The 17,997-nt window shown below is 68.1% G+C and carries 15 protein-coding genes; 5 read left to right on the top strand and 10 right to left on the bottom strand.

The features are described 5' to 3' along the window. The 6 genes from AC5RWT_RS25490 to AC5RWT_RS25465 all read right to left on the bottom strand — a co-directional run. A partial coding sequence (locus AC5RWT_RS25490; protein ID WP_494082631.1) for a methylated-DNA--[protein]-cysteine S-methyltransferase occupies positions 1-592 on the bottom strand: 592 nt, incomplete at its 3' end. Further along, the gene (locus AC5RWT_RS25485) at positions 589-1,188 is read right to left on the bottom strand and encodes an RNA polymerase sigma factor (protein ID WP_494082630.1); all 600 of its coding nucleotides are present in this window, start codon (positions 1,186-1,188) and stop codon (positions 589-591) included. The genes AC5RWT_RS25490 and AC5RWT_RS25485, both read right to left, overlap by 4 nt. Then, positions 1,188-1,700, bottom strand: a complete 513-nt coding sequence (locus AC5RWT_RS25480; protein WP_494082629.1) for a methylated-DNA--[protein]-cysteine S-methyltransferase — start codon at positions 1,698-1,700, stop codon at positions 1,188-1,190. Before AC5RWT_RS25480 ends, AC5RWT_RS25485 begins: the two co-directional genes overlap by 1 nt. A 75-nt stretch (positions 1,701-1,775) precedes the next feature. After that, positions 1,776-3,254: a gamma-aminobutyraldehyde dehydrogenase gene (locus AC5RWT_RS25475; protein WP_494082628.1), complete on the bottom strand. Its 1,479-nt coding sequence runs from the start codon at positions 3,252-3,254 to the stop codon at positions 1,776-1,778. A gap of 11 nt (positions 3,255-3,265) precedes the next feature. Beyond that, entirely contained in the window at positions 3,266-4,702 is a 1,437-nt protein-coding gene (locus AC5RWT_RS25470; RefSeq protein WP_494082627.1) for an NAD(P)/FAD-dependent oxidoreductase, read from the bottom strand. Beyond that, complete coding sequence (locus AC5RWT_RS25465; RefSeq protein ID WP_494082626.1) at positions 4,699-6,384, bottom strand: amidohydrolase; 1,686 nt, start codon at positions 6,382-6,384, stop codon at positions 4,699-4,701. The genes AC5RWT_RS25470 and AC5RWT_RS25465 overlap by 4 nt, the downstream gene beginning before the upstream one ends. 177 nt (positions 6,385-6,561) lie before the next feature. Here AC5RWT_RS25465 and AC5RWT_RS25460 point away from each other — a divergent pair, with 177 nt between their 5' ends. Next, the gene (locus AC5RWT_RS25460) at positions 6,562-7,779 is read left to right on the top strand and encodes an MFS transporter (RefSeq protein ID WP_494082625.1); all 1,218 of its coding nucleotides are present in this window, start codon (positions 6,562-6,564) and stop codon (positions 7,777-7,779) included. Between the two features lie 36 nt (positions 7,780-7,815). Here AC5RWT_RS25460 and AC5RWT_RS25455 read toward each other — a convergent pair whose 3' ends face one another. The 3 genes from AC5RWT_RS25455 to AC5RWT_RS25445 all read right to left on the bottom strand — a co-directional run bounded on the left by AC5RWT_RS25455 (position 7,816) and on the right by AC5RWT_RS25445 (position 11,967). Continuing rightward, positions 7,816-8,907, bottom strand: coding sequence for a GTP pyrophosphokinase (locus tag AC5RWT_RS25455; protein WP_494082624.1), 1,092 nt, complete (start codon positions 8,905-8,907; stop codon positions 7,816-7,818). A gap of 183 nt (positions 8,908-9,090) precedes the next feature. Beyond that, entirely contained in the window at positions 9,091-10,461 is a 1,371-nt protein-coding gene (locus AC5RWT_RS25450) for an aspartate aminotransferase family protein (RefSeq protein WP_494082623.1), read from the bottom strand. A 12-nt stretch (positions 10,462-10,473) separates the two neighbouring features. After that, positions 10,474-11,967, bottom strand: a complete 1,494-nt coding sequence (locus tag AC5RWT_RS25445) for a CoA-acylating methylmalonate-semialdehyde dehydrogenase (RefSeq protein ID WP_494082622.1) — start codon at positions 11,965-11,967, stop codon at positions 10,474-10,476. 157 nt (positions 11,968-12,124) lie between these two features. Between AC5RWT_RS25445 and AC5RWT_RS25440 the strand changes: the two genes are divergently transcribed. The 3 genes from AC5RWT_RS25440 to AC5RWT_RS25430 all read left to right on the top strand — a co-directional run bounded on the left by AC5RWT_RS25440 (position 12,125) and on the right by AC5RWT_RS25430 (position 15,841). Further along, positions 12,125-13,753 carry a PucR family transcriptional regulator gene (locus AC5RWT_RS25440; RefSeq protein ID WP_494082621.1) on the top strand — a complete coding sequence of 543 codons (1,629 nt, stop codon included), beginning with the start codon at positions 12,125-12,127 and terminating at the stop codon, positions 13,751-13,753. A 100-nt stretch (positions 13,754-13,853) separates the two neighbouring features. After that, positions 13,854-14,978 carry a glutathione S-transferase family protein gene (locus AC5RWT_RS25435; protein ID WP_494082620.1) on the top strand — a complete coding sequence of 375 codons (1,125 nt, stop codon included), beginning with the start codon at positions 13,854-13,856 and terminating at the stop codon, positions 14,976-14,978. A gap of 86 nt (positions 14,979-15,064) precedes the next feature. Next, entirely contained in the window at positions 15,065-15,841 is a 777-nt protein-coding gene (locus AC5RWT_RS25430; protein WP_494082619.1) for a gamma-glutamyl-gamma-aminobutyrate hydrolase family protein, read from the top strand. Positions 15,842-15,932: 91 nt separating this feature from the next. Here AC5RWT_RS25430 and AC5RWT_RS25425 read toward each other — a convergent pair whose 3' ends face one another. After that, positions 15,933-16,106 carry a hypothetical protein gene (locus AC5RWT_RS25425; RefSeq protein ID WP_494082618.1) on the bottom strand — a complete coding sequence of 58 codons (174 nt, stop codon included), beginning with the start codon at positions 16,104-16,106 and terminating at the stop codon, positions 15,933-15,935. Positions 16,107-16,132: 26 nt separating this feature from the next. Between AC5RWT_RS25425 and AC5RWT_RS25420 the strand changes: the two genes are divergently transcribed. Then, entirely contained in the window at positions 16,133-17,917 is a 1,785-nt protein-coding gene (locus tag AC5RWT_RS25420; protein WP_494082617.1) for an HNH endonuclease, read from the top strand. Positions 17,918-17,997 lie beyond the last annotated feature (80 nt).

The following is a 17,997-nucleotide window of genomic DNA, read 5'->3' as shown; positions in this document are numbered from 1 at the left end:
CGCGGTGGCAGGGCACGACGACGGGCAGCGGGTTGGTGGCGCAGGCGCTGCCCACGGCGCGCACGGCCTTGGGATTCCCGACGGCGGCGGCCACCTGTGCGTAGCTTTCGGTCCGGCCGTAGGGGATCCCGGGCAAGTGCCGGAGGACGTCCGCCCGGAAACCCCTGGACAACCGGCGGTCCAGCCGAAGGTCGAACGAGCGCCGCTGGCCCGCGAAGTATTCGTCCAGTTGCCGGACAGCCCCGGACAGCCGGGCCGGCGCTCGCAGAATCCGGGGACTGACAGAGACCGCGAGGCGGGCCAGCACGTCGTCGTGGTTCTCGCTCTCAAAGGCCACGCGCACCAGGCCTTCTTCGGTGGCAACGAGCAGCAGCGTGCCGATGGGTGTTTCGGCGGTGGTGTAGGCCAGGTCGAGGATGCCGTCGGCAGCCGACTCATGTTCCAGCCGGGTGTGCAGCCGGTCGAGCAGCACCGGATTCAGGCGCGTCAGCACGTCCAGCCCGGGCCCGGTGGCCGCGTCCCGGGCTGCCCTGGTCTGTGCCGCGGCGTCCCGCGCTGCGCCGTGCCAGGCAGCAGATTGTGCAGCAGTCATCGCAAAACTCCTTCGCTCATGTCTGGGGCAGCAGCCCCGCTTCCGGTGATTGCCGCCCCCGTGGCCTCTTGCCGGCCACCCAGGTACAGCGCCCGCAGCTTGGCCATGCCGTCGGCGGCCGCACGGCGGACGGCATCGGTGGTGGACCCTGTCAGTTCGGCGGCTTCTGCATACGGCAGTCCGCCCAGGTAATGCAACGCCACGGCTTCGCGCTGGCGCAACGGCAGGGCCGCGACGGCTTGGCGCAGTTCGTCGTCGTCGTGGTTGCCGGGGATCCCCACCAAGGACGGCCTGTCGGGCAGATGCTCGGTGGGCACCGGGACACGCGCCCGGCGCCGGACCACGTCGATGGCCTTGCGGTGAGCGATGGTCACCAGCCACGCCTCATGATTGGCATCAAGCGGGAGCTCCGGGTAGGCCCTGAGCGCGGACAAAAAGGTCTCCGACCACGCGTCCTCGGCGTCGGCGCCGGGGCCGAGCACCGCCCGGCAGACACGCAGCACAGTGCGCCCGTGGTCCATCACCAGCTGCTCGAAGGGTTTCATCTGCACACCGGGTAGACGTTCGCCGGGCGCGTTCCGTGAGGGAAGCCGCATCAGAAAAGCTTGCCGGCTTTCATCTCGGCCGGCTCCTCCAGTTCCAGCAGGAACCGCTTGCGTTCCAAGCCTCCGGCGTAGCCCACCAAGGAACCGTCCGCTCCGACCACGCGGTGGCACGGCACCACGATCGACAGCGGGTTCTGACCATTGGCATGGCCCACCGCCTGCGCCAGATGCGGATCGCCCAGCGCGGCTGCCAGCTGGCCATAGGACCGGGTCTGGCCGTAGGGGATTTGCGCCAGCAGCGCCCACACCTTGAGCTTGAACGGGTCGCCCTTCGGCGCCAGCGGCAGGTCGAACTCTTTGCGCCCGCCGGCGAAATACTCTGCCAGCTGCGCAGTCACCGCTTCAAAAATCGGTTCCCGGCCGACGGGCCTGCGCTCGCCGAAGGTGGCGGGGTCCGGCAACCGCTTGTGGCTGGGGAAGTAGAGCGCGGTCAGGGAGCCGTCCTCGGCGACGGCCGTCAACTCGCCGACCGGGGTGTCGATGAGGGTGTGCACGCGGTTCATGGCGCTCCTTCGTCCGCTTCCATTCTCTCCCGTGCAGACGTTCCGGCGCCCCCAGATGTGAGCTCGGGAGCGGGGTCAGCCGCGGTAACGGAACACCGTGTCCTGCCAGTCCTTGTGCGCAACCGGGTCGCGGCTCAGGCTCACGTGCTTGATGTTGGTGTAGTCCTCCAGCGAATAGGCGGACATGTCCTTGCCGAAGCCGGAAGCCTTGTACCCGCCGTGCGGCATCTCGGAGACGATCGGAATATGGTCGTTGATCCAGACACAGCCTGCCTGCAGTTCGGCCGAGGCACGCAGTGAACGCTGCAGCCCGCTGGTCCAGGCGGAGGCAGCCAGCCCGTACCGGGTGTCGTTGGCCAACGCGAGGCCCTCGTCGTCGGTATCGAACGGGATCGCGGTCAGTACCGGGCCGAAGACCTCCTCGCGGACGATTTCCGCGTCCTGTCCGACGCCGGTGACGAGCGTGGGGCGGTAATAGGCCCCGGCCGCCAAATCATCGCCGGGTGCCGCGCCGCCGGCCAGCACCTTCGCCCCTGCGTCCCGCGCCCGGTCCACGAAACCGGCCACCTTGTCCCGGTGCGCGCGGCTGATCAGCGAGCCCAGGTCGGTGGCCTCCTCGGTCGGGTCGCCCAGCACCACCTGTTCCATCAGCTCGGCCACCCGGGCCGTGAAGGCGTCAAACAGCGGCCGCTGGATGTACGCCCGGGTGGCGGCAGTGCAGTCCTGGCCGCCGTTGATGGTGCAGCCCGCCACCGCTCCGTGCGCCGCGGCCTCCAGATCCGCGTCGTCGAACACCACGAACGGTGCCTTCCCGCCAAGCTCCAGGTGCACGCGGTTTCCACGCTCTGCGGCCAGCACCATGATGCGGCGGCCGACGGCGGTGGAGCCGGTGAAGGACGTCATGGCCACATCCGGGTGGGTCACCAAAGCTTCGCCCGCGTCCCGCCCTGTCCCGGTGACAATGTTGACCACGCCGTCGGGTATGCCGGCGGCGGTCGCGGCCTCTGCGAAGACCAGGCTGGTGCCCGGGGTGAGTTCGGAGGGCTTGAGCACGATGGTGTTGCCGGCGGCAATCGCGGGCAGGATCTTCCACGCCGCCATTTGCAGCGGGTAGTTCCAGGGTGCCACCGACCCGACGACGCCGATCGGTTCGCGCCGGATCATCGAGGTGCCCCCGGTGCCGTACTCGCCCGCCGCCACGCCCTGCAGGTGGCGGGCCGCGCCGGCAAAGAACGCCGCGTTGTCCACGGTTCCGGGCACGTCGAATCCGGCCGCCAGGCGGATGCTCTTGCCGGTCTGCGCGGTCTCAAGGGCCGCCAACTCCGGGGCCCTGCGGTCCAGCTCCGCCGCCAGGTTCAGCAGGGCGCCCGAGCGATCGGCGGGAGTCGCGCCCGCCCAGTCCGGAAAGGCAGCGGTGGCTGCCGCCACGGCGTCGTTCACATCGGTCACCGAGGCATAGCGAATGGTCTCTGCTGCCTCTCCGGTGGCCGGGCTGACGCGGGTGGCATGCTCTCCGCGGCCCTCGCGGTAGTGGCCGCCGATGTACTGGTGCATCCTTGTCTCCTTTATGAGTCGAAGCCCATGCCGGCCGCGTCCATGGCTTTCAGCCAGGGGCCGCGGCGTCCCCGATTGCGGTCGGCGCGGACCATGGCCGCGGTGGTGAGCTTGATCCCGAGCCAAGCGAACGGCTCGGGCGGGAAGGGCAGCGGCTTCCTGCGCACCAACTGCAGGTTCGTTCGTTCGGTCGCCCGGCCGGTGAGAAGGTCCAGCATTACGTTGGCTCCGAAGCGCGACGCGCCAACCCCCAGGCCCGTGAACCCTGCGCAGTAGGCGACGCGGCCGCTGTAAGCGGTATCGAAGAAGGAGAAGAAGCGGCTGCACGTGTCGATCGCGCCGCCCCAGGCGTGGCTGAAGCGTACGTCCGCCAGCTGCGGGAAGGTGGCGGAAAAATGGGCGGCGAGGCGCCGGAAGGTTTCCGGCCGGTGGTCGTGGCTGTGCCTGAGCGCCCTGCCGTAGTGGTAGACGGCGTCGTAGCCGCCGAACAGCATCCGGTCCTGCCCGTTCGCGTCGGTGGTCAGGCGGTAGTAGTGGAACCGGTTGTCGTTATCGGAAATGCCAAACCGTTCCGACCAGCCCAGCGATTGCCGCTGCGTAACGGTCAGCGGTTCGGTCACCAGCGCATAGTCATAGACCGGGACGGTATGCAGCCGGGTGCGTGCCAGCAGCGAGGGGAAGGCATTGGTCGCCAGCGCGACCCGTTCGGCGGTCACGGCGCCGGCATCGGTGCGCAGCAACATTTTTCCCGCCCGCTGGGACAAGGAGCGCACCGGCGTGTGTTCATAAATTTCGACGCCGGCGCCCAGGCAGGCGTCGCGCAGTCCCCACGCGAGTTTGGCCGGGTGCACCAGTGCTGTCCCCCGCCGGTCCCGCACACCTGCGCGATAGGCGGGCGAGGCAACGGTCCGCTGCACGGCTGACTGGTCCAAGAACTCGAGGTCCGGGTCCTCGGCGGCCTCCTCGGCAAGCCAGGCGACATGGTGCTCTTCGGTGGCCACTGACAACGTGCCGGTGCGCTCAAAGCCGGCGTCGATTCCGTACCGGGCCAAGGTCTCTTCAATCTCGTCCAGGTTCTGCAGGCCGAGTTTGTCCAGCAGTTCGTGCTCACCCGGCAGGTGCTTCTGCCCGTTCGCGCTGCCGTGGGTCAGGCTGGCCTCGCAGAATCCGCCGTTGCGGCCGGACGCGGCCCAGCCGATTCGGTTGCCCTCCAGCAGCACCACCGCTCGGTCCGGATCGCGTTCCTTGGCCATCAGCGCGGTCCACAATCCGGTATAGCCGCCGCCGACCACTGCCAGGTCCGCCGTTGTGGTGCCGCGTAACGCCGGCTCCGCTGCCGGGCGCGAGGGATCGTCCAGCCAGTACGGCAGATGCGAGGCCCCGGCCAAGGCGGCGTCGAGCCGGGAATCCGGAACCTGTTCTTCGGCCCGGTCGTAGAAAGTTTTCATGCCCGCACTCCTTGCCGCTCAAAGACCGGTGCACCGGCCACAAAGGTCATATCGGTGCCGACCGTGTGCAGCTCGGCGGCAGGCAGCGTGAACGGGTCAACGGTCAGCACCGCCAGATCGGCCCGCGCTCCCGGGACGATCCGGCCGCCGTCGTCCTGGCGGTTCAGCCAGGCCGAGCCGGACGTGTACGCCGCCAGGGCAGTCTCCAGGGACAGCGCCTCGCGCGGAAGCAACGGCCCGTCCGAACCGTCCTCAGGGTGCCGGCGGTTCACCGCCACATGGAGGGCTTGCCACGGATCCGGCGTGGACACCGGCCAGTCCGACCCCATCGCCAGCCGCGCACCGGCCGCCGCCAGCGAACCAAACGGGTACTGCCAGCCGGCGCGCTCCTCGCCGATCAGGGGCACGGTCAGCTCCCGCATTTGCGCATCGTTGCACGCCCACAGCGCCTGGAGGTTGGCGGTGACGTCCAGTTCCCCGAAGCGGGCGACGTCCCAGGGGTGGATGATTTGCACATGCGCCATGTGGTGCCGGCCGGTACCGCGTCCATTGACCTGCCTGGCCCGCTCGACGGCATCCAGCCCCTCGCGCACGGCACGGTCGCCGATCACGTGCAGATGCAGGTCGAAGCCGGCCGCGTCCAGCGCCGTCACGACGGCAACCAGTACATCCTGGGCGAGGTAGGTCAGGCCGCGGTCCTCGGATGCGGCGGCATCGTTCCCCGCGGCGCCTGCACAGGCGCACTGCTGGAGATACGGTTCCAACATGGCGGCGGTCCGGTTTTCCGGTACCCCGTCAACCATGATTTTGGCGCTGGTGGTGCGGAAACCGGCGGCCGTGTTCCGCTCCCGGCGGCGTTGCAAATCCGCCACCAGATCCGGGACCGACTCCAGGGTGGTGCTTCGCGGCACCCAGAGGGCCCCTGCCGCCCGGCCGGTCAGCAGACCGTCGTCCAGCAGCGTGCGGTAGGCCGCGCTGGCCTCCGGATAGCCCGCATAGTCGCCCAGAATTGCCTCCTGCCAGCCGGTCACCCCCACCGAGTGCAGATAGCGCTGGGCCTCGAGCAGCCCGCCCCGCATATCGTCGACCGTGGCGCGGGGGATGGCCCGGTTGACCAAATCCATGGCGCCCTCGTGCAGGGTCCCGCCCGGAGCGCCGGCGGCATCGCGCTCCAGCACGCCGTCCGCAGGGTCGGGGGTTGCCGCATCGACCCCGGCCAGCTCCAACGCGCGGCTGTTGACCCACGCGCTGTGGTGGTCTGCGTTGACCAAATAGACCGGGCGGTCCGGGATCAGCGCGTCCAGGGCCTGCCGGGTGGGATAGCCGCCTGGAAAGTCTGCCTTGTGCCAACCCCCGCCGGTGATCCACTCGCCGGTACTGGCCGATGCGAATTCCGCAATTCTGGCCAGCACAGCATCGGCCCCGGTACACATCGACAGGTCACAGCCCAGCCGCTCCAGCCCTGCCATCACCGCGTGCACGTGCGCGTCCGTGAAACCGGGCACCAGCAGCCGGCCGTGCAGGTCCACGGCGGTGGCTCGCGGTCCCGCCGCTGTCCGGGTTTCGGCGTCGGTGCCCACAGCGCTGATCTTTCCGTCCGTGACAGCCACGGCCGTGGCCGTCGGGTGCAGGCGGAAGCCATCGAAGATCCTGCCGGAGTGGAAAATCCAGTCTGCCGCCATGGCCGCTCCTCTGACCCGGCCGCTGCCGGAAAATGAATGGGTTTCACTTATGACACAGGCGGCTCGGGTCTTTGTCAACGGTTTCGCAGGATCTTCACGAGCGGCCATGGGTGCCCCTTGGTGTGACCTGTCGCATAAGGTTGCCTGAGACTACCTATCGTTGAAGGGGGTGTCGGGGTGAAAACACGTGGATCCAGCCGGACCTTGTCGGCCGCAGTGCTGATTGCCGGCATCCTGCTGGTTGCCGCCAACCTGCGCCCCGTGCTGACTGGCGTTGGCCCGCTGCTGGACCAAATCGGTGCCGACACCGGACTGGGCGCCACCGCCTTGGGCTTCCTGGCTGCGGTGCCCTTGCTGGCTTTCGGCGCTGTGTCCCCCCTGGCGCACGGCCTCAGCGAGAAGTTTGGTGTTGAGCGCACCGTCTTTGGCTCGCTGGTGCTGCTGGTCGCCGGGACGTTCCTGCGACCCATCCCGGGCACCATCGCGAATTTGTGGATCGGCACCTTCCTGATCGGAGCCGCCATCGCGGTCTGCAACGTGATGCTGCCTGCGCTGCTCAAGCGCGATTTCCCCGAACGCATGGCCTCGCTGACCGGCGCCTATTCGGCGGTGCTCGGCGGCTGTGCTTCCCTCGGTGCAGGTTTCGCCGTGCCGCTTTCGCGCGTTCCTTTCGGCGGCGAACCGGCAGGCTGGCGCTTCGCTTTGGTCGCCTTCGTGCTGCTGGCGGTGCCGGCCGTGCTGCTGTGGCTGCCCCGCCTCCGGCGCCACAACGCAGCCGGAGAAGGAGCGCACGCCGCGGCAGCTGCCCCGGCCCTGGTCCGCGGCTCGGTGTGGAAGTCGGGACTCGCCTGGCAAGTGACGCTGTACATGGGCCTGCAGTCGATGACCTTCTACATTCTCATCACCTGGCTGCCCTCCCTGGAACGCTTCCACGGCCGCGGCGAACTGGCTTCCGGCTGGGACCTAATGCTGTTCCAGCTGATCGGCGTGGTGTCCAGCCTGCTGACACCGGTGGCCCTGCGCGGACAGACACAGCGCCTCGCCGCTTCCCTGCCGCCGCTGCTCGTGGTGGCCGGAGTCCTGGGCATCATGCTGATGCCACAGATCATGCTGTTCTGGGTGTTGGTGGCAGGCTTCGGCTGCGGCAGCTCCCTGGTCACCGCACTGTCGCTCTTTGGTTTACGCACCCGCACCCACCGCGAAGCCGGCGCCCTCTCCGGCATGGCCCAGTCGGTCGGCTACCTCCTGGCCGCGGCCGGCCCGCCGATCTTCGGCGGGTTCTTTGCCGCGTCCGGCGCGTGGGAAATCTCGTTGGCGCTGCTGTGCGCCATCTCCGTGCTGCAGGCAGCAGCCGGACTGCTGGTTGGACGGGATCGCTTCGCCTTCACAGCGTGAGCGCCTATAACCACCGTGTCCGGTGCCGGAGGGCTCCTACATCCCCAAGCGGTACGTCTCCAGCTGCCGGAACCGGCGCTGCAGCGACTCGCGCCGGTGTACGTCCTCGCCTGCCGTGAGCTCGATGTGGCGACGGCCGAACCGCCAGAGCAGAAGGTCATCCAGCAGCCGGTCCGGGCCGGGGGAGTAGCGGTGCTCCAAGGCGGCGCGGACGTCGGTGATGGTTTCCGGATTCAACAACGCGGCCAACTCGGTGGTGGTCTTCAGTCCATGCGCGGCCAGCAGCTCTGCCGCCCAGCCCCAGTCGTCGTCGGACTTGCGGTCCACGTGCGGCAGCAGCGTCTGCCAGACTTCGCGCACCCGGCGGGGCGTCAGCGGCGCCGCACCTTCCCCTTCTTCGTCCCAGTATCCGGTCACCGTTTCGTAGCGCTCGTGCAGTTCAGCGAAGGCCGATTCGACTGCCTCCAACATGGCGGCCGTAGCCGTGAACTGGCGGTCGAAATAGGGGCTCCAGGCCCGCGGATCTGAAGACTTGAAGCGGATATCGTGCTCCAGTTCCGACCACGCGTGTGAAAGGATCGTACGGATCTGGACCTCGAAGAGGTAGCTGCCGGTGGCGCGGGCCGGTTCGCCCAAAGCCTGCTGGTAGGCCTTTACCGTGTTGTTCTGCAGTGTGCGCATGATCAGGTGGCGGCTGGCGTAGCCGTAGGTGCCGGACTCGATCGAGCCGATGTCCTTCTCCCGGTCGGCACGGCAGTCGAAGTCGCTGCGCTGCCGCTTGATCAATGCTGCGGCCTCCCGGATTTCGTGAGGCAGGCTCACGATTACCCGGACGCCGACCAGATCGTGGATCTCTCGCAAGGGATCCGGAAACTCCAGCGCCGGGGCACCACCCGGTTCGGCAGGCTGCAGCATCCGGGACGCTTTGTCCCGGAACGATGCAACGCTTTTGGTCCGGGCAGTGACGAACAGAGGCGTCAGTTCGGCAGTGCGGAAGATGTCCCGGATGCCCGACTGCAATTGGGACGTGACGGTTGCCAGCGCCGGGCGCACCCGCTCGTACTGCGCGGTGTTGGCCTCCACCTGCGCACGCAACCGCTCGTCCAACCGGTCCCAATGAATGCCCATGCGCGCCTGGCTCTCCTAGCTTTAGGTATCTGTGGCTCTGAACAACCTACCAAGGCCTACCCGGAGGGCTTGTACGGGACAGTTGCCAACAAGGCTGGCGGCGCGAAAGCCCACAACCCTTCCCGGCCGTGCCTATACGGGCGAGTTCCACGCGATCGGAAGGGTCGCCGTCTTGCGCAGCCGTCAGCCCTCGGAGTGCGCGTCTGCCACCTCCAGCACCTCGTCCAGGATGGCCAGGCCGGTCTGCGCATCCTCCACACTGATGTTCAGCGGGGGAACCACGTGGATCCGGTTGAAGTTGGCGAACGGCAGCAGCCCGCGTTGCCGGCAGGCAGCGATCAGCTCGTTCATCTCGGGGCTGGAGGAACCGTACGGTGCCAGTGGCTCCCGCGTGGCCCGGTCCCGCACCAGCTCCACTGCCCAGAACGCCCCGACGCCGCGCACTTCACCGATCGACGGATGCTTCGCGGCCAGTTCCGCCAGGCCCGGACCGAACACGTCCTCGCCCAACGAGGCGGCATGCTCCACCATCTTTTCGTCCCGCATCGCGTTGATGGTGGCCACAGCCGCAGCGCAGGCGAGTGGATGCCCGGAGTAGGTCAAGCCGCCGGGGTACGCGCGCTTGGCGAAGGTCGCGTAAATCTCCTCGGAGATCGCCACCCCGCCCAGCGGCACGTAGCCGGAGTTCACGCCCTTGGCGAAAGTCAGCAGGTCCGGCACGACGTCGGCGTGCTCGATGGCGAACCACTTGCCGGCACGGCCGAACCCGGCCATCACCTCGTCGGCGATGAGCACGATGCCGTACTTGGTGGCAAGTTCGCGGACACCCTGCAGGTAACCCGGGGGAGGCATCATGATCCCCGCGGTACCCGGAATGGACTCCAGAATGATCGCGGCGAAGCGGTCGGCGCCCTCCAGCTGGATGGTGGTTTCGAGGTGCTCCAAAGCGCGCTGGCATTCCTGCGCCTCGTCGGTGGAATGGAATTGGCTGCGGTAGAGGAACGGGGCATGGAAATGGACGGTGCCGGCGTTGCCGTAGTCGTTGGCCACCCGCCGGGGGTCGCCGGTGATGTTGACGGCCAACGCGGTTCCGCCGTGGTAGGAGCGGTAGGCCGAGAGCACCTTGTAGCGGCCGGTATGCAGCCGGGCCATCCGCACCGCGTGTTCCACCGCGTCGGCCCCGCCGTTGGTGAAGAAGATGCGGTTCAGGTCCCCGGGCGTCAGCTCGGCGATCAGGCGCGCGGCCTCGGAACGGGCGGCGTTTGCGTGCTGCGGCGCGATGGTGCACAGCAATCCGGCCTGTTCCTGGATGGCGGACACCACCTTGGGATGCTGGTGGCCGATGTTGGTATTGACCAGCTGCGAGGAGAAGTCCAGCAGCTTGTTGCCCTCGCCGTCCCACACCCAGGAACCTTCCGCCCGGGTGATGACCAAGGGCGTGATCAGTTCCTGCGCGGACCAGGAGTGGAATACATGCTTCCGGTCCAGTTCATATGCCCGGCGGCCGGCCTCCAGTTCCTCGGAGCTCAATGGTGTGCCTGTGGTGGTGGTCATCTGTCTCTCCTCTCAGACGTTCTGCGGGAAGCCCAGGTTGATTCCGCCGTGGCTCGGGTCCAGCCAGCGGGTGGTCACGACCTTGCCGCGGGTGAAGAAGTGCACGCCCTCGGATCCGTGCGCGTGGCTGTCGCCGAACAGCGAGTTCTTCCAGCCGCCGAACGAGTAGTACGCCATCGGCACCGGGATCGGGACGTTGATCCCCACCATACCCACCTGCACCTCGTTCTCGAAGCGGCGGGCGGCACCGCCGTCGTTGGTGAAAATGGCTGTGCCATTGCCGTACTGATTGTCGTTGATCAGCGCCAGCCCTTCGTCGTAGCCCGGCACCCGCACCACTGACAAGACCGGTCCGAAGATCTCATCCGTGTAGATGGACATCTCCGGCGTCACCCGGTCGAACAGCGTCGGGGCCAGGAAGAAGCCGTCACCTTCGGCATCCGGCTCCACCGTGCGCCCGTCGAGTACCAGTTCGGCGCCGGCTTCGGCACCTGCCGCGATGTAGCCGGCCACCTTGTCGCGGTGAGCCGCCGTGATCAGGGGGCCCATGTCGGTGCCGCGCAGGCCGTCGCCCACCCGCAGTTTGGCGGTCCGCTCGGCGATCTTGGCCACCAGTTCGTCCGCGACCGACTCCACGGCCACCACCGCGGAGATCGCCATGCAGCGCTCGCCGGCCGCGCCGTAGCCGGCGTTGACTGCTGCATCCGCGGCCAGGTCCAGGTCCGCGTCCGGCAGCACCAGCATGTGGTTTTTCGCCCCGCCCAGCGCCTGCACGCGCTTGCCGGAAGCCGTGCCGCGCTCGTACACGTACCGGGCGATCGGCGTCGATCCGACAAAGGACACAGACTTGATCTCCGGGTGCTCCAGCAGGGCATCCACGGCTTCCTTGTCACCGTGCACCACATTGAACACGCCATCCGGCAGCCCGGCTTCCTTCCACAGCTCGGCCATCCAGTTGGCAGCCGTCGGGTCCTTCTCGCTGGGCTTGAGCACCACGGTGTTGCCGCTGGCGATCGCCACCGGGAAGAACCACATGGGCACCATCGCGGGGAAGTTGAACGGCGAGATGATCGCCGCCGGGCCCACCGGCTGCCGGATCGAGTGCACGTCCACCTTGGTGGAGGCGTTCTCCGTGTAGCCGCCCTTGAGCAGGTGCGGGATGCCGCAGGCGAACTCCACCACTTCCTGCCCGCGCGACACCTCGCCGAGCGCGTCGTCCAACACCTTGCCGTGTTCAGCGGTAATGATCGCGGCCAGCTCGCCCTTGCGCGCATTCAGCAGTTCGCGGAAGTTGAACAGGATCTGCACCCGGCGGGCCAACGAGGTGTCGCGCCAGGCGGGAAACGCCGCCGCCGCTGCCTCCACTGCTTGATTGACGACGGCGGTGCTCGCCAGGGCCACGCGGGAGGAGACTTTGCCGGTGGCCGGGTTGGCCACCTCACCCAGCCGACCGTCGACCTCAGGGGTTGTGTAGGTTCCATCGATCCAGTGCTGCGTGGTCTGCATGGTGCTCCTTCTTTCGCGGCTTCTCGTTATTGCACGCACACAGCCTGCGGTGAACCGAGGAGGTGCGCGTGGGGTCTTCCCCTATCGTCCGGCGCTTCATGCGCCGGTGCTACTGACACTCTGTCGAAATAACAGCCCTGCCACTTACACTGTGTCAATGCAGCTGAACGTGCGGGATGTACTCGACCTCGAGGTGGTGCGGGTCGGCGGACCCGAAGTCCTCTCGGGCGCCGACGCCTTGGCCACGCCTGTCCGATGGGTGCATGTGGCCGAGCTGAAGAGTCTTGCCGGTCTGCTGGAAGGCGGCGAACTGGTCCTCACCACCGGGCTGGCGTTCGAGGACTCTGCCGCAGAGGCCGCCCGCTACCTCGCCGAGCTGGCAGCGGCAGGGGCCGCCGCCGTCGTCGTCGAGATCACCGAGCAAAGGCCGCAGGCCGCCGCGGCACTGCGTGAGGCCGGCCGCACCGCCGGCCTCCCGGTCATCCTGGTCACCCGCCGCATCCGGTTCGTGGAGGTCACCGAGGTGGTGCACCGCATGTTGGTGGCCGGGCAGCTGGCGCAGTTGGAGCGGTCGCGCCAGGTGCACGAGGTTTTCACCATGCTCAGCTTGGAGAACGCCCCGCCGGAGGAGATTGTGGCCCGGACCGCCGAACTGATCGGTGCCCCCGTGGTGCTGGAAGACGTGGCGCATCTGGTGCTCGCTTTCGCCCCGGCCGGCGTGCCCGCTTCGGAACTGCTCAACGGCTGGGCCGAACGGTCGCGCCTGGTGCATTATCGCGAGGAGACGGTCCGTGCCGGCTCAGCAGGGTGGCTGCAGGCGCCGGTGGGACTGCGCGGCCAGCGCTGGGGCCGCTTGGTGGTGCCGGTGGCGGGCGAACCAAGGGACGAGCCGCCCGCGAAGGTCGCGGCCGGGCATGCCGCAACCGACGATGCCGACGCCGCCATGGTGCTGGAGCGGGCAGGCCAGGCCCTGACCATCAACCGCATGGCAGAACGGGACCAACGCGAGCTCGGCCACCAGGCCCGGGCCGGACTGCTGCACGAACTGCGCCGTCCGGGTGCCCTGGAGGAGGCTGAAGCCGTGGCACGCGCGGCAGCGCTCGGGCTGGCGTCGGCTCCCGTCTACCTGCCGGTGGTTTTGCAATTGGCGCGGCCTCACAGCGAAGAACCGATCGAACTGCAGCGGCGCGAGCGGGCGCTGTTGGACCTGCTGAACGGCGTCCTGGCGGGCGCCCGGATTTCGGCCCTTGCCGCCAGCCTGCAGGCCGGCTCCATCGGGCTGCTGGTGGCCGTACCGGCCCGGCAGCTGGAAGACCCGGCGCTGGAGCGGCTGTGCGGCCAGTTGGCCGAGCAAACCAGCGCCGACTGGACCGTAGGCGTCGGCCGCGGCAGGCCGGAACTGCTGGCTGCCGCGGCGGGGCTGGATGAAGCCGCCCACGTGGCTGAATCTGCGGCAGGACTCGGCACCGGAAAACGGTTCTACCGTTCCGCCGACGTGCGGCTGCGCGGGCTGCTGTCCATGCTGCGCGACGATCCCCGCGTGGCAGCCTTTGCCGACGCCGAACTGGCCGCCGTCATCCACGACAGCGACGCGTTGGATTTGCTGCAGCGGTACCTGGACTCGGGCGGGAACAAGGCGCAGCTCGCACGCAACGGCTACCTGAGCCGTCCTACCCTTTATGCCAAGCTGGCGCGCTTGCAGGAACAACTCGGCGTCCCCCTCGACGACGCTGAGTCCCGAAGCTCGCTGCACGTTGCCTTACTGCTGCACAGAATGCGCGGCTGACAGCGCAGCGGCCCCGCGCCCTAGCGACCTGGGACCGCCGGCCCGCCCACCGGTGTTAACTCCACCCCCACAGCAGGCGGTCAGCCGATATGGTGGAGACATGAGCCAGAGCAGCGACACGGCACAGTTCAGCACCAAGGGCGCCTACGTTCAAAGCGGCGAGGAATTCGACCGGGACACCACCTACATCGAAGACCGGATCGTCGCCGATCCCGAAGCGGTCCGCGCCTCGAATGGCCCCACCGGCGGCACCATCGGCAATCCGAACGGAGGCCTCGCCGACGGCGCCAAGGCCTGGCCGGTGGAGGCGGGCCGTTATCGGCTGGTGGCGGCGCGTGCCTGCCCCTGGGCCAACCGCACCATCATCGTGCGGCGCCTGCTCGGGCTGGAAGATGTTATCTCGCTGGGGCTGCCCGGTCCCACCCACGACGCCCGCTCCTGGACCTTCGACCTGGACCCCGACGGCCGCGACCCGGTCCTCGGAACCGAGCGCCTGCAGGAAAACTACTTCAAGCGCTTCCCGAACTATCCGCGCGGCATCACCGTGCCGGCCATGGTGGACGAAGCGAGCGGCGCCGTCGTCACCAATGACTACCCCCAAATGACGCTGGACTTCTCCACAGAGTGGAAGGCCCATCACCGCGAGGGCGCTCCCGACCTGTTGCCTGCCGACAAACTGGAGGAGATGCAACCGGTGGTCAAGCGCATCTACACCGAGGTCAACAACGGCGTCTACCGCTGCGGTTTCGCCGGCTCGCAGGAAGCCTACAACGCCGCCTACGACCGGCTCTGGACCGCCATGGACTGGCTCGAGGAGCGCCTCACCAACCAGCGCTACCTGATGGGGGAAACCATCACCGAAGCCGACGTCCGCCTCTTCACCACGCTGGCCCGCTTCGACGCTGTTTACCACGGCCACTTCAAGTGCAACCGGAACAAGCTGAGCGAGATGCCAGCGTTGTGGGGCTACGCCCGCGACCTGTTCCAGACCCCGGGCTTCGGCGACACCACCGACTTCATGCAGATCAAGCAGCACTATTACATCGTGCATGAGGACATCAACCCCACCCGGATCGTCCCGCAGGGCCCGGACCTCTCCGGCTGGCTGACCGAGCACGGCCGCGAAGCCCTGGGCGGCAGCCCCTTCGGAAGCGGCACAGCGCCCGGCCCCGTGCGCGAATCCGAACGCGTCACCGCCGGCCACAATCCTCTCTACCCCGCGTAGCCGCTGTGTCGCTCCCGGTGAAGGACGACGACGGTGCCCGCCGGGGTGTTGTCCGCGCGCCTTTTACGGGCGGTGAGGAACCCGCCGTGGCGAGCCCCGCCGTCGAGCGCTCCGGCGGCGGGACCGCAAAGCCCCGCATTGCCCTTAGCTACGTCCAGGCCGCACCGTCTCACCCCGCCTGGTTCTCGGAGGTCCTGGCCGGGCTGGCCCAGCATGCCGCCGCAGGGCTGAGAGCGGCCGGTGCGGACCCCGTCATCGTCAATTCCGCCTCCGGCCGCGTCTTCAGCGCGCTCGATTACGACGGCGTCGTCATCCTGGGCGGCGGCGATGTAGATCCCGCCCGCTACGGCGGCGACACCGACGAACCTACCGTCCATGCCGTGGATACGGCCGCGGATGAGACCGAGATCGACTTGGTCAAGGGCGCCATCGAGAATGGCCGGCCGGTTCTCGGCATCTGCAGAGGACTCCAACTGATCAACGTCGCCTTCGCTGGCTCGCTCGTGGAGGACCTCGGACCGGAGTCGTTCCATAAAATCCATCGGACGCGGCCGCCCATGGCCGGCCATCCAGTGCGCGTCGCTCCCGACAGCCTGCTGGCCGCGGCGCTCGGCACCGATGATGTGACGGTCCAGTCGGGCCATCATCAGGCAATCCGCCGGCTGGGTGACCGGCTTCGCGTGGTGGCGACCGCGGCCGACGGCGTCGTGGAAGCAGTTGAGCTCGCCCGGCCCGATGAAGGGTGGCTGCTTGCTGTGCAGTGGCATCCTGAAGATCCCGGGTCACCGGACGGCCAACTCCAGGCATTGCTCAAGCCGTTCGTCGAAGCCTGCCAGTTACGCAAGGCGGGAGTGGCCGGATAGTACCGGCTGTTCGGTGCCGGTTCCGTTTTCCGCGGGTCGGGTTCCGACTCTTTCCGGCTTCGGCCTGCTTCCGATTCCGCCCGCCTCTCCGTTACTTGCTGCGGCCCGGCTTCCTTACCGGCTTCAGGCGCCTCCTCCTTACCTGCTGCGGCTCGGCGTCCTTACCGGTTCCGGCCGCCTCCTCGTTCTGCCGGCGGTACCTCTCCTCCACAGGCGCGATACGCGATCCATCATCCCCAAACGGACGTTCTTCGGTACTGGCCACGAAGCAATCCTCATAGGGTCATGAGTATGTTCGACAAAGAAGCATCCGGACTCACGGCGGGTCAAGCGCCCGGCGCCGGAACCGTGCGTGAACATTCACCAGCCGGGGCCGGTTCCAGTGCCGTCACCCCGGCAGGTGCCTGCACTTGTGCCACCGCGAGTGACGGTGCAGGCGCTAGTGCCGTTGTCCTCGATGCTGCTGCTATCGCCTTGTCGGCCGCTTCGCTGACCACGCTGCACGGTGAAGCTTCCGCCACGGAGTTGGTCGACCGGATTGCGGCGCTGGAGGACCTGAAGGCCGCGGCAGCCGCGGCGCAAGCGAGGGCCCAGGCCGCGTTGGACGAGTCAATTCGTGCCGGCCGGGCCGCCGCCGGGATCCTTGCTGAACGACAGGGCAAGGGTGTGGCCGGGCAAATCGGACTGGCCAGGCGGGAATCCCCGCACCGTGCGGCGGTCCTGCTCAACCTGTCCAAAGCCTTGGTCGGGCAGATGCCCCACACTCTCGCCGCCCTCGCGGCCGGAAAGCTCAATGAGTACCGGGCGGAGATCCTGGTGCAGGAGACCGAGTGCCTGATCCCCGAGGACCGGGCCAGCGTGGACCGGGAGTTGGCCGGGAACTGGGAGCGGCTGCACGGGCTCGGGAACAGGGCCCTGCGGGCCGAAGCCAAGCGCTTGGCCTACCGGCTGGACCCGTGTTCGGTCGTGAACCGCGCCGCGAAGGCCGAAGCCGACCGGCACGTCTCGTCAAGACCGGAACCCGACACAATGGTCTCGGTCCGTACCCTGCTGCCCGTTGTCCAGGGCGTGGCCATGATGACCGCGCTGGTCAAGGAAGCGGACCGGCTGCGCAACGCCGGGGACAGATCGCGGGGGCAGATCATGGCTGATACCGTCTTCGAACGCGTCACCGGCCGCAGCACCGCCGACCCTGCCAGGCTGGAGATCCAGTTGGTGATGACCGACCGGGCCCTGCTCCGCGGCGACTCCGAACCGGCTTGGCTAAGCGGTTACGGGACCGTCCCGGCTGGATACGCCAGGAATCTGCTTCACATCCCGCAAGGCCGGTCGGAAGCTGCTCAAAAACAGGCAGCCGTCAAAAGCAGCCAGCCGGGTCAGGGCCCGCCGGGCCAGGCTTCTCAGGGCAACGGCCCGCCTGCCGGTGGATCCGGTCGGGAGGCGCCGCTGGCGGGGACCGAGATGGGATGGAGGACTGCCCGGGACCAAGCGAAGCGGAAGAAGGCTGTGGTCCAAGGAAGTGTGGAGGACACCTGGGTGCGCCGCCTTTATACCGCACCGGGGACCGGACAGTTGTTGGGGATGGATTCGACGGCGCGAAAGTTCCCCGACGGGATGCGCCGGATGATCGTGGCCCGCGACGCGTACTGCCGAAAGCCCTGGTGCGATGCCCCTGTCCGTCACATCGACCACATTGTCCCGTGGTCCGACGGCGGCGAGACGACCCTGAACAACGGTATGGGGCTTTGCGAGTACTGCAACCAGACGAAGGAAGCAGACGGCTGGTCCGCGAGGGTGGTCGAAGGGCCACGGCACGCGGCGGAAATCACCACCCCCACCGGACACGCCTACAGGTCCACAGCGCCCTCTCTGCCCGGGACCACAACATCCGTGACCACCGCACCCGGGGCCACCGCACCCGGGGCCACCACACCCGGGGCCACCACACCCGTAACCGAAGGTGTGAGGGAGTCAGGAAGAGGACCCGGTGCACGCCCCCACGGCAACAGCCGCCAGGCACGCCATCGGCACCGGGAGACGTTGCTCCGCCGTACGCAGGGAGGCTACGCCAAATGATTGTCGGCATAAACCTTCATGGCGTCCCGGACAAATGACGCCCCATGTTCACCGCCGTAATTGGCGCCGAACCGAGGGTC

Source organism: Arthrobacter sp. Dra40 (assembly GCF_059091905.1).
This window is presented reverse-complemented; position numbering and strand designations above follow the sequence as displayed.

Excerpts from the sequence above, each read along its gene's own strand:
- AC5RWT_RS25485 (WP_494082630.1), bottom strand. The coding sequence starts at position 1,188 with ATGCGGCTTCCCTCACGGAACGCGCCCGGCGAACGTCTACCCGGTGTG.
- AC5RWT_RS25480 (WP_494082629.1), bottom strand. The coding sequence starts at position 1,700 with ATGAACCGCGTGCACACCCTCATCGACACCCCGGTCGGCGAGTTGACG.
- AC5RWT_RS25475 (WP_494082628.1), bottom strand. The coding sequence starts at position 3,254 with ATGCACCAGTACATCGGCGGCCACTACCGCGAGGGCCGCGGAGAGCAT.
- AC5RWT_RS25470 (WP_494082627.1), bottom strand. The coding sequence starts at position 4,702 with ATGAAAACTTTCTACGACCGGGCCGAAGAACAGGTTCCGGATTCCCGG.
- AC5RWT_RS25465 (WP_494082626.1), bottom strand. The coding sequence starts at position 6,384 with ATGGCGGCAGACTGGATTTTCCACTCCGGCAGGATCTTCGATGGCTTC.
- AC5RWT_RS25455 (WP_494082624.1), bottom strand. The coding sequence starts at position 8,907 with ATGGGCATTCATTGGGACCGGTTGGACGAGCGGTTGCGTGCGCAGGTG.
- AC5RWT_RS25450 (WP_494082623.1), bottom strand. The coding sequence starts at position 10,461 with ATGACCACCACCACAGGCACACCATTGAGCTCCGAGGAACTGGAGGCC.
- AC5RWT_RS25445 (WP_494082622.1), bottom strand. The coding sequence starts at position 11,967 with ATGCAGACCACGCAGCACTGGATCGATGGAACCTACACAACCCCTGAG.
- AC5RWT_RS25440 (WP_494082621.1), top strand. The coding sequence starts at position 12,125 with ATGCAGCTGAACGTGCGGGATGTACTCGACCTCGAGGTGGTGCGGGTC.
- AC5RWT_RS25435 (WP_494082620.1), top strand. The coding sequence starts at position 13,854 with ATGAGCCAGAGCAGCGACACGGCACAGTTCAGCACCAAGGGCGCCTAC.
- AC5RWT_RS25420 (WP_494082617.1), top strand. The coding sequence starts at position 16,133 with ATGTTCGACAAAGAAGCATCCGGACTCACGGCGGGTCAAGCGCCCGGC.